This window comes from Mycobacterium sp. IS-3022 (assembly GCF_001500065.1).
Lineage (GTDB): Bacteria > Actinomycetota > Actinomycetes > Mycobacteriales > Mycobacteriaceae > Mycobacterium.
This window is the reverse complement of the sequence record NZ_LQIN01000049.1, coordinates 218,981-229,998: the sequence shown is the minus strand read 5'-3', so window position 1 is coordinate 229,998 and position 11,018 is coordinate 218,981. Positions and strand designations below refer to the sequence as shown.

Below are 11,018 nucleotides of genomic sequence, written 5' to 3'. Positions count from 1 at the left end.
CCATCCACTGCGGATTCGCCACCCCCGCCGCCGCCGTAGGGCTCCTGCAGGGGTGCCGAATCCGCAGTGGATCTGGCGTTCGCTAGCCGGACGAACCGAGCGCTTCTGGCCGCGGAATCACTCGGGGGAAAGTTGGTCGGAATCTGCGAACAGGAGATTCCCCTCATCGGAGATCACCGCCCAGCGTCGGGCAGGATCGGCGAAATGGTTGGATCCGATGTCCACCGCGGCAGCCGCCATCTCGCCGAAGTCCTCGACGATGACGCCGTGAATTTCGGTGTCTGTGTCCGGGTTTACTCGGACGCGGACGTCCACCGCGAACTCCGAGTAGTCGTTCTGCTCGCGATCAGCAGCATCTTTGTCAGCCACTGTCTCCCCCTGACAACCGTCAAGTGATCCCCGAGAACGTCAGTGAATCACGATCGTTGCCGCCGGACCACGTAATTCGCGGTTTTCCATCCCTCCCGCTCCCCCAGCGCCTTGGGCTACGGCGTCAGGCACGCTCCTTGATCCACTTCATGACCATGCGCAGCATCTCGGGAGTCTGATCGGCCAAGTTGCGACCGAAGTGACTCTCGAGCTTCCCCCCGACGATCGGGACTTTGATCTTGATGGTTCCACTGCAGTTGATGCGCTCGCCGTTGTGCGACGGCACCATCACCACGGTGCTGTGCGCGGAGCCCGGTGCGCCGCGGGCGTGAACGTGTACCTCCCCGCGCACTTCTACCCCGCGATCCAGAATCCACGTCTCGTCCTGCACGAGTTCCAGACCACGGGGATAGAGCTTGCTCAAGACGCCGGGTAGGACTGCGTTCCGTAGGTCCTGGACGACCCTCAGCCGGACGTCGCCGTTCGCATCGACGGCGAATGAGTCGAGTTCGGTCGTCTCACTGTGTGGCGCGATGTGCTCCAGCCAATAGTCCCGCTCGGAGAATGCGGCGTGAATCTGCTGCACAGTGACCGAGGATTCGACGGAGCAGTCGAACGACCGAGGCATGCTACGAAGGCTATCGTCGTCGCCCTGGGCGCGGCACGCGAGGCCAGTACTGCATCTACGTGTTGCCCGGGAAGTGATATATCCCGAATCCGGTTGTGACGACATCAGCGGCCTGCAGTCGAGCCTGTAGCTCGCTGAAAAGCCTCTCTCGTGGTTTGTCCTCACTCGGGTCGTTGCTCAACACCCTGGTCCTGTCCGGTGTGCCGTCCCCGACTATCCCCGTGATGATCTCGGCGTGTGTCATGCCGTTGGTCGTCATGTCCTCGTCGGTCACCACCCACAGAGGACCGGTTCTCAGCAGCCGCTCGATCCCGCGTGGGAAGTAGTTCGCCGGGGGCTCGGAAACCAATCCGAGGTCTGCCATCAGATCTGGCAGCGCAGAGTTGGGAATGGGCTCTTTGGCTGCAAACATCTGCGACCAGCGAGCGCTGAGACGTTCGAGGATCTCCTCGATGGAGGCCATTTCCCCGTGCCGCCACGCGTACATCATCGCCGCGGCCGCCGCCCAACAGGTCAGGAGGTCGGGTTGCCGGATGAACGGCACCACGGGTTCGACCTTGAAGTCGACGCTCGACGCATCACCCGCCTTCACGGTGACCGATCCCTCAGGGCGGTTGACGTTCACTTCGCTCGAAGCGCTTGCCGCCGTTCGGTCCAGGAAACGTTGCACGGCGGCGCTGGAGGTCGGACGGGGCTGTTCAGATTGTCGGTCTCCGACCGAGCCGAGGAGCACCTGTTGCGTCAACTCCTCGGCGCCCTCGTCATCGAGCAGGCCCTTCTTCTTGGCCTCCGAAATCGCTTTCAAGGTTCGGTCCATCGCGCCGTTGAGGTATCGCTGCTGCGCGAGGTCGGCTGCGCGTCCCCCGAAGAACTGGGCCGTTTCGAGCGCAGACTGGAAAGCGGCTGCGGCGTTCTGCTGATTGAGGTCCAGCCCGGTGATGTCTTTGAACAGGTTCGGCGTCCCGATCAGGTTCATTGCGGCGGCAAGCGATGCCGGCGCGGGCAGGTCCGGCGCATTCTGGATCCTGACCAACGGAGACGCGAAGGGGGTGGGGGTCAGTACCGGTTCGCCCCTGGCCCGGCTTTCGGTGCCGACGTCTTGAATTCGTGGCGGATCGTCGGGGCAGGGAGCTTCCTCCCAGCGCCAGAAGCGGGTGTCGTCCGGCGTCTCGCAGGAGTTGCACGCCCCCATGACGGCCTCGACGAAGACTCCTCGCGTCGGAACGCTCACGCGGATAGGTGATATCGGTGTCGTCGGCCGGTACGCATCGAAAAGTGTTGCCTTGTCCGACTCTTCGAAGGTCGGGTCGAGGTGGTATCCGGGCGCTACGGGTAACACCAGACAGTTCCCGACGACGCCCAAGACACGGTTCTCGCATACGCTCGCGACGCTCTTGCCCGTGGCACCCGGCGCGGGTACGCCGTCGAGCAAGATGTAGCGCTTGTTCGGATCCATCAGCATCCAGGCGGCTTGCAGGTAGTGCTCGAGATTGCTGTTCAAGTGGTCGAGCAGACGTTCTGCGTGATCGCGGTCTCGCGCACGAGGATTGGACTTCTCGTGCGCGTCGAGGCTGAGGGGGACGTCGACGTGGTCGATCGCGTTGAGGTCGTTGTTGATCCGGTAGTCGTTGAACAAGTCACGCGCCAGGTGGTCGGTTCGATATCTGGCACTGCCGCTCTCGACGAGTACCCGGCCGCCGACCGGAAGACCGGCGGCGGTGGTGATCCGGAAAGTCTTGATCCGTGCGCGCACGACATTCGGGGTGGTGCTGACGGGCCGAACGCTGACCAGCAGTGCTGTCCCCTGTCGGAACCGGCCCACCAGGGTGGTATCCATGTCCAGTGGCTGTGCCGTGTTGTCATCGAGGATCAACTCGTAGCGGAATTGGTTGACCAGACGCTGGGCAATGCGGGGCGCGAGTTGCGTGTTCCACACTCGGTCTCGGTTCTCCGGTCGTTCCAGCCCGAGGAACGTCGCCCAGATCCGTTGGGCCGCCTGCGGTTGCGTCTCGGTGGAGTCGGCCGGCGTCAACAGCCCGTGGTACGGCGTCCATTGTGCGGCATCGAAGAGTTCTGTGTCGTCGGTGTCCGCGGGTCGCGGAAGATCGAACGAGATGTGGAACTCGCCGTCGAGATAGTTCACCCGCTCATCTGCGTAGCGCCCCTGCGGGTAATCGGCGTTGGCCCAGTTCGATTGCATCCTGTTGAGCGCGTCGAAACCGCCGGCGAGCTCGGGCCGCCGCAGCGCGGTCAACAGCGATTCGCGCCACCGCAGCGCCCGGTCTGCGTTGAAGTAGCTGACGGCCATCGGCACGAAGAGGCACTCCTGGGCGTCCGCCAGCTCGTGCGTCACCTGGAAATGCCTCATCACCTCGAAGTACTCCATGGTCACGGCATGGCAGTGATTGTGGTTCGCCACGACTTCCGTCTGCACACGCATGGTTTCGCCTTGCCGGACGGTCTGGACGACTGTACTGCGCTGGCTGCGTGTGGAACTGGCGGCTTGCAGGGTGCGATCTCGCACCTGCTGCAAGCTGGATGCGGCCAGGTGTCGAGCCGAGTCCTGCCATGCTGTCGAGCTGGATCCGCTGGCCCCACCGCTTCCGCCGATCACCAGCGGCCCGATGAACGCGCCGAATCCGCCGCCGGCCGACCATGTTTTCGCTTTCGACCCACCCCGCATCGATTCGGTGAGAGTGGTGCTGATGATCTCACTGATGTCACGGTCACGGGCGAGCGTGGCCTGCAGGCTCTCAGTGGCGGTCCGCGATTCCATCCGCGCGGTGACGGTTCGGCGGTCCCAGTCGATGACGGCGATCTGCTTCTTCTGACATGGCGCCAACGGCAGCGAGTACAGCAGATCACCCAGCGAATAGCCGTCGGCCCGCCACACCTGCTTGAGCGTCAGCAGGTGGCCGTGCGCGACGGTGATCGCTTGGTAAGTCGTGGCCGTACCGTCCCAGTCGATCGCGTTCGTCGCGGACACCGCGCCGCGGGGGGTTCCGCTGAACAGCGCACCGCTGATGAGGTCCGCCGCATGTTGGTACTTGGAGACGCGGTGGGCGGTGGCGAACTGATCCGACGTGAACAGTCCCGGTCCCATCAGCATCTCCGAAACGACCTGCGGGTGGAGCTTGGCCCCGGCCAGCGCTTCCTCTCGGGTCGCCACCGTCGCACCGCCTGTTTCGCGCGAACGCGTGGTGGACGGCCGGCCGGTCGACGTGGCGTCGCCGGCTGCCGGTTGTGTTGCCGCACGGGCCAGATCGGCACGCTGTGACAGTTCGAGCAGCTTCTTGACCACGGGCCTCGGCAGCACTCTCGGCGGGTCTGCGGTCAGTCCCTTCACATCGGGTTGCGTCGTGCGAACCACGGCGTAGAAGGAGAACTCCTCGAGGACTCGATTGGGCATGGTGAAGTCGACACAGCTGCCACCGAGATCTGTCGAGAACGCTTCAGGATTCGCCACCAGATCTTCCTGATCGGGCGTGCGCGGCGACGCTTCCTCACATTCGCAACCGGTCGTCGATGGCGACGGGGGCTCGGCGAGGTCGAGCACGAGAACCACCCGCCTCGGAAGGCGCTCGTCTTCGAGAGTAAGGGGTCCGGCGTCGAGGCCGGACACGGTGGCGAAGGCGCGCGCGAGCCGATCAGGCGGCCAGTCCGCCGTGAAGTAGCCGCCGGTGACGGTCGCGGTCGTCATCACCGCTCTCGGCGGTCCGTCCTCTTCGGACGCGCCCCACAGGACGACGGGAAGATCGGCGGCAGCGGGCTCGCCAGTCGTGCGAAGTACCCGGCCCTTGATGCTCACCCGGATCCCTTCGAGCGGGTCGCGCCCCGCGGGGAGCGTGACGGCCGGCACCGGCACCACTTCGATCTCTACGGGCTGTCCGATATCACCGGGTGCAACGTCACGCTCGGCGACGGCACTTCCCGTCGGGGAGGTGACCAGCAGTTTGAACGGGCCTTGCACCTCGTCGTCGGGTCCCAAGTCGACGGCGAAGGAGCCGTCGGCCGCCGGCCGGTCGGTAACGGACGCCGGGGACAACAGCCCTTCGTCTCCGCGACGGGGCGCCACGACGACCCGCTGGAAAAGAACCGTGAGACCGTAACGGGTGAAGTCGGTTTCGACGGCCGCGGACAGTTCGCCCCTCAAGGTCGCCATCAGCCGACCACCTCTGAACCGAACACGACGTTCGTCGTCAGTTCTATGGCCTCGGCGTACCTCACTAACAGCCGATCGCCGTCGTTTGGGATCTCCGCAAGCACGCCTGCGAACCCGGATCCATCCGGCGCGACGAAGAGTTGGTCGACCCGCTGCTCACCGACTCGCGCCTGCAACGGGACCGCCCGTGGCTCGAAGTCCTCCCCCTCGACGTACACCTTCATCGCGAAGCCGGGAACCGCGCCCGACTCCAGCTCCTCGAAATGCGCTCTGGTCACCTGCATTTCGTCACCTCACCGGTCGAGTTCAAGAGAGTCGATGTAGATGTGGGTGTTGTCGGTCTTGTCCACGTCGAAGTGGACCGCTCGGACTTTGTTCAAGTTGGCTCCACGCTTCTTGAACAGCGCCAACGGGATGCGCACGGTGTCCATTCGCAGAAGTGTGGACAACTTGTCGGGTGAGTTCAGCTCATGGTGCTTGTGTACGAACGGCTTCCCCGGCGCCTCGGCAGGAAAGAACTCCGACTCGTTGACCACCGCCGTGTTGTTGTCGAAGTCCTCGAGCGTGACACGCAGATGCGCCGGCTTGCCCGAGATCGTCTCTGTGGTCACGTCGTACCACTGACCGAATCGGAACTGCAGGAAGGTGAAGGTCGACCAGTCGGAGTTGGCGCCCAACGGGTCTGGAAGCGGATCGGTGAACCACCGCGACGATGCGGTGGCCAGCGTGACGTCTACGTGGGCTACCCCCGTGGCATGCGGAATGTGTCGGCCCTGGGGGATCGGCGCCGAGGCGCCGGCGGGTTTGACGGCGAGGTCCTTGAGTGGAGTGACGGCTCCGATCGCCATGTTGCGTGCGACACCGAACTCATTCTGTGGTCCCTCGAAGTTGTCGAGCACCTTCTTCAGGCCGAACGAGTATTGCAGCGCAACCGTGATACCTGCCGGTGGCTTCTCGTCTCGGGTGAATCGGCGGTGTAACGCCGACTCTCCGCCGAGCCTGTTCCTGAAGAACCCGGCGATGTAGAACTTCGCCAGTTTCTGATGCTTCGCGCCATCCAGAAGTCCCGGATCGGTCGTGATGACGCGTGGCTCGGTTCCCCAGTTCGTGTTGAACCGGTTGTGGCAGGCCCCTTTCGCGAACACCATCATCTTCCTGCACAACGCGCGGTCGTAGAGCCGAAAACCCGTTCCCGCGAGTGTGCCGTGGGGTCCCAGGGCGCCGTCGCTGTCGCCCAGGATGTCGCCGTCGAGAGATCCGTATACCACCAAATAGGTCAGGAGAAGAGGACTGACCGGCATGTCGTTGTTCACCAGGGTGACTGCGTCGTCGGTGGCCGAGCCGGTGAAATCCGAAGGGGCCAGAGAGCAGACCGCGCTGACGCCGAATCGGCGCGGTCCGGATGTCGACGACGTGCGAGCCTTGTTCATCTTCACCGCGGTCACCACGGCGTCACCGCCCCGTGAATGCCCAAGGAAGCCAACGTTGTCGAAGTCCAGCATGCCGTGACACGGATTCTTGGCGTTGCCGTCGACTTCTTTTTTCCACTCGTCCAGCGTCGTGAGGAAGGAGATCGCGCGCGCGTTCAGGAAGTTGTTGACCAGGTCGAGCATGGTGTTGTCGACGCTGATCGAGGCGATGCCGTGCTTCGCCAGTTCCTTCTGCAGGTATTCGAAGCCGTGGTAGCTGGGTTTCGGCTGGCTGATGGTGGTGGCCCTGCCTCTGATCGTCACCTTCAGCGAGCCGTTGGGCAGCTGCTCCTGTTTGCGGTCCAACTCGGACCAGTTGTCGAACGCGAGGTCTTGAGGTGCCCAGCCGTGCAGGATCGCGACGACCGGGACTCGAGTGGTGCCCGCAACGCGATTGGGTTTCTTTGGATTCGCCGGATAGCAGATTCGGCCCGCAATCCGGATCTGGAATTTGGTGGAGTCGCCCGGATCCACCCTCGCGAAGACGCCGTGATCCAGAACGGACCGGCCCCAGAGCATCTGGGTGATGACGACCGCCGGGGTCTGCCCCACCATCCCCGGCTGAGTCTTCGTGGTCAGCAGGTTGTCGAGGAAGCTACGAGCCGTCGTTGCGGGCGGCTCTTCGAACTTCGTGTGTCCCGGGGACCCGCTCACCGGGTTGACCTGTCCACCGGTCGACAGACCGATCGAGGCCCAACCCGAGAAGTTGTCGAACTGCGGGACGAACGCGCCGCCCGTCACTCCTTCCTCTGCCACGTCCGGTTCAGGATCCTCGAAGCTCGCTTGAACCGACTCACCCGGCGTCGTGACCGTGATCTCGCCCTTCGAGCCCTGAGAGGCCGCGTCAATCGCCTTCTGTATTGCGGGTGAGTCCTGCGGTGCCTGTGATGCGGGGCGCGCCTGACCGACCATGGATTCCAACGCGCTGCGGGTGATGGCGCGAGCCTGTTCGTCGGTGATGAGGTCGGCGGCGCGGGCCCGCTCGATGTTGTCCAATGTGCGGTCGATGCTCTTGCTGGTTTCCTGCTGCATCGCGAGGTCTGCAGCCTTGCCGCCGAAGAACTTTGCAGTGTTCATGGTGCCCTGTAGAGCGGCAAGAGCGTTCTTCTGGTTGCCCTCCAGTCCGGTGATGTCCTGGAAAAGGTCGGCGCGCCCGAGGATTCCGAGGGCCTGACTCAGCCCGGTGGGGTCTGGCACGGCCGGCGCGTTCTGGATGTTGATGACCGGTTCGGGAAATCCCGTGGGCGTCACATCCGGTGCCTCGGTTGCGCGGCTGGCGGTCGACACCGGTTGGATCGGAGTCGGCTCGTCTGGGCAAGGGGCCTCTTGCCACCGCCAGAACCGGGTGTCATCCTTCTTCTCGCACGCATTGCAGTCGCCCATGATGGCCTCGGCATACACGCCGCGGGTGGGCACGCTGACTCGCATCGCCGGCACGGGTTCGGTCGGCGCGTAGTGCGCCAGGAGGTCGATCGGACGCTCGACATCCTGGTTGAAAATCGGATCGAGGTGATGTCCGCGTGCCACCGGCATCACCAGACTGTTGCCGACGATGCCGATCAGCCGGTTCTCCACCACGCTCGCGAGACTCCTGCCGCTTCCGTCCGGCACCTCGAAACCGTCGAGCAGCATGTAGCGGTGATTGGGGTGGAAGCTGCGAAAGATGATCTGGTGGAAGAACTCCAGGTGCTTGTTCAGGTGAGCGATGAGCTCGCGGCTGCGCTGCCGATCCTCTTCCCTCGGGCTGCGTAGCTCCTCGCGCGACAGAGGCGTCGCGACCACCACCGCGTCGTCGTCGACGAGGTCGTTCAGCAGCCTTGGCGCCTGGAAGAGGAAATGCCGGAGATGCGGTGTGTGATAGCGCATTGCACCGCTTTCCACCATGATTCGAGCATCCGGCGGGAGGTCACCGTCGAACCAGATCTTGAAGCGGGCGATTTCCTCGCGTGGGATCGAAGGCAATCCACCCGCGGGCCTGAGACTGACGTAGAGCGGCGCGCCTTCGGAGTAGCGGGAGACCAGCGTTGCGTCCAAGTCGATCTCGATCTCGCCACCGGAGGTGGTCACATAGCCGAACCGAAGATTCTGGATCATGTTCTCGGCGATGCGCGGGGCTGCCTCCTCCCGGAAGACGCGATCCCGCTCTGCAATGGCCAGCCGCTCCAGCTTCGCCACCCACCACTCCACGGCGCTCGACCACAGATACGGTTGGTAGGGACCCCAGTTGCCGGGAACGAACTTCGCCTCTTCGTTGTCACGAGGCCGCGGAAGGATGAAGCTGATGCGAAGTTCGCCCTCCAGTTGCTCGGGCGCCTCTTCGCTGTAACGATTCTGTGGGGTGTCGCTGTTGAGCCAGTTGTTCCGCACCCGCTGCGCACAGTCGAAACCGTCACCCAGGCTGGGGTCGAGTAGTTGGCCGTCCAACACCTCCCGCCACCGCAGCGCCTTCTCTTCGTCGAAATAGGTCATCAACAGCGGGATGAACAGACACTCCTGCACATCCGCGAGCTCGTGTGAGAGCTGGAAGTGCCGGAGCACTTCGAAGTACTCGACCGTGATGGCATGACAGTGGTTGTGGTTCGCGACCACTTCGGTCTCGACGTTCATCGACTCGCCTTGACCGAACGCCTGGACAACCGTGGCGCGCTGATCCCTTATCGCGCTTGCCGCTTGCATCGTCTGATCGCGGATCTGCTGAAGGGAATTGGCGCTCAGACTGCGTGACGAATCCGACCAAGCGGTGGAGCTGGCGCCACCACCCCCGCCTGCCGCTCCGGCGAAGATTCCGAAGCCGGATCCGATGAATCCCAGGCCGCCGCCCCCGCTGGCGCCCCAGACGGTGGTCTTGGAGCCCGCTCGTTGGCCCTCTTCCAGCGACGAGCCGACGATTTCAGCGACGTCGCGATCACGACTGAGCAACGACGTCAGCGCCTCTTCTTCCTCGAGCAGCTCCTCACGCGTCGCCGTTTCCTGTCGCTCCCAATCGATTACCGCGATTTCCTTCTTTTGGCATGGCGCCAGGGGCAGCGAATACAACAGGTCGCCCATCGAATACCCGTCCGCGCGCCATGTCTGCTTGAAGTGCAGCAGGTGACCGTGCGCCACGGTGGTCGCCTGCCAGGGCAGCGACGAGTCGTCCCAGTCGATCGCGACACCGAGGTTCGCGTCGCGTCCGGGTGCCGGACAGGCGATGGCGCGGACCACGTCGGCAACCTGCCTGAATTCGGTGCTGAGGCCGACGTTCGCCAGCGCGCGCGCTGTCACGTTCTCGGGGTAACCGTGTGTTCGTTTGGCGACAGCTGCCTCGAGCGCAAGCTCTGGCACGGGACGATTCGGCGCTTCTCGTCCGACCGTGGGATCGACCGTCGGCTCGGCGACGAGGTCGACCAACTCCGACACGACCCGTGGCGGCAAGATCGGCGGGCGGGTCGGCGTCACACCCTTCACCTCTGGCTGTGTCGTCCGCACCACCTTGAAGTACGAGAACTCTTCCAGCACTCGGTTCGGTGTGTTCAGGTCGACGCAACGGCCGCCACCGAGGTCGGTCGAAAAAGTCGCCGAATTGCTCACCAGGTCGACAGCGTCGGGCGCTCGAGGCGGCGAAGCATGGCACGAGCACGGATCCTCGGCGGAAGTCGAAATATCAAGGGCGGTAACGAGAATGACGCGGCGCGGCAACCGCATCTGCGCGTCCAGGGGGATCGGAATCCGCGGGCCGCCGGCGACGGTGCCGAACGCCGACGTCAACGCCGCCGAAGGCCACGTACCGGAGAAGTAGCCGTCCTTCTGTGTCTGCGTCACCACGAGCGGATTGGCATCGGCCCCTTGGTCCGGCCCGATCCCCCAGATGACCACGGGGAGGCCGACCGGAATCTTCTGTCCGGCGGGCCCCATCGCACGTCCGGTCAACCTCACCGGTCGACCGAGCGTGGGGTCGTCGGTAGGCGTCAGGACGAACGGTTCCAGGTCGCCGATGTCGAGCGTGACTTCTCGTTCCAGTGCGTCGGATTCGACCGTGGTCTGCCCGGCGGTCGAGCCGTCAGGGGCCAGCGCCGTGACGGCGACTGATCCCTGAATCTCGTTCGCAGGCGCCAGCTCGACGGCGAACACCCCATCGGTGGCTGTACTCGCGGTGCGCGAGACCGGCACGGGAACAACGCTTGTGGCGTCGTCAGGATCGATCGCGAAGTTCTGCCTGAAGGCTGCGGTGACCCGATAGCCGAAGGGCAGATCCCCGCCCGTCGGCGACTTCAGACGACCCCGCAATACGACAATCGCGTCGGCCATGACCCCACCTTTGGTGAGCCTCGTGAAAGCTCATTGCGACCGCATCAACGGTAGACCCATGACGCGCGCAATTCCGCGGAATCGACGAACGGGTTGACAGTAC

5 protein-coding genes are annotated in these 11,018 nt (G+C 64.1%); all 5 read right to left on the bottom strand.

Translation table 11 applies throughout. The annotated features are described in order from the left end of the window. Nucleotides 1–117: 117 nt before the first annotated feature. The 5 genes from AU188_RS22670 to AU188_RS22650 all read right to left on the bottom strand — a co-directional run bounded on the left by AU188_RS22670 (nucleotide 118) and on the right by AU188_RS22650 (nucleotide 10,915). Nucleotides 118–369 (bottom strand): hypothetical protein, encoded by a 252-nt coding sequence (locus AU188_RS22670; RefSeq protein WP_059165709.1) that lies wholly within the window; start codon nucleotides 367–369, stop codon nucleotides 118–120. A gap of 124 nt (nucleotides 370–493) precedes the next feature. Continuing rightward, a complete protein-coding gene (locus tag AU188_RS22665) occupies nucleotides 494–997 on the bottom strand; it encodes a DUF2505 domain-containing protein (RefSeq protein WP_059165708.1) in 504 nt (167 codons plus the stop codon). A gap of 55 nt (nucleotides 998–1,052) precedes the next feature. Then, nucleotides 1,053–5,159 (bottom strand): papain-like cysteine protease family protein, encoded by a 4,107-nt coding sequence (locus tag AU188_RS22660; protein WP_059165707.1) that lies wholly within the window; start codon nucleotides 5,157–5,159, stop codon nucleotides 1,053–1,055. After that, nucleotides 5,159–5,443, bottom strand: coding sequence for a hypothetical protein (locus AU188_RS22655; RefSeq protein ID WP_059165706.1), 285 nt, complete (start codon nucleotides 5,441–5,443; stop codon nucleotides 5,159–5,161). The genes AU188_RS22660 and AU188_RS22655 overlap by 1 nt, the downstream gene beginning before the upstream one ends. Nucleotides 5,444–5,452: 9 nt before the next feature. After that, nucleotides 5,453–10,915 (bottom strand): alpha/beta hydrolase, encoded by a 5,463-nt coding sequence (locus tag AU188_RS22650; protein WP_059165705.1) that lies wholly within the window; start codon nucleotides 10,913–10,915, stop codon nucleotides 5,453–5,455. Between the last annotated feature and the right edge of the window lie 103 nt (nucleotides 10,916–11,018).

Excerpts from the sequence above, each read along its gene's own strand:
- AU188_RS22660 (WP_059165707.1), bottom strand. The coding sequence starts at position 5,159 with ATGGCGACCTTGAGGGGCGAACTGTCCGCGGCCGTCGAAACCGACTTC.
- AU188_RS22665 (WP_059165708.1), bottom strand. The coding sequence starts at position 997 with ATGCCTCGGTCGTTCGACTGCTCCGTCGAATCCTCGGTCACTGTGCAG.
- AU188_RS22655 (WP_059165706.1), bottom strand. The coding sequence starts at position 5,443 with ATGCAGGTGACCAGAGCGCATTTCGAGGAGCTGGAGTCGGGCGCGGTT.
- AU188_RS22650 (WP_059165705.1), bottom strand. The coding sequence starts at position 10,915 with ATGGCCGACGCGATTGTCGTATTGCGGGGTCGTCTGAAGTCGCCGACG.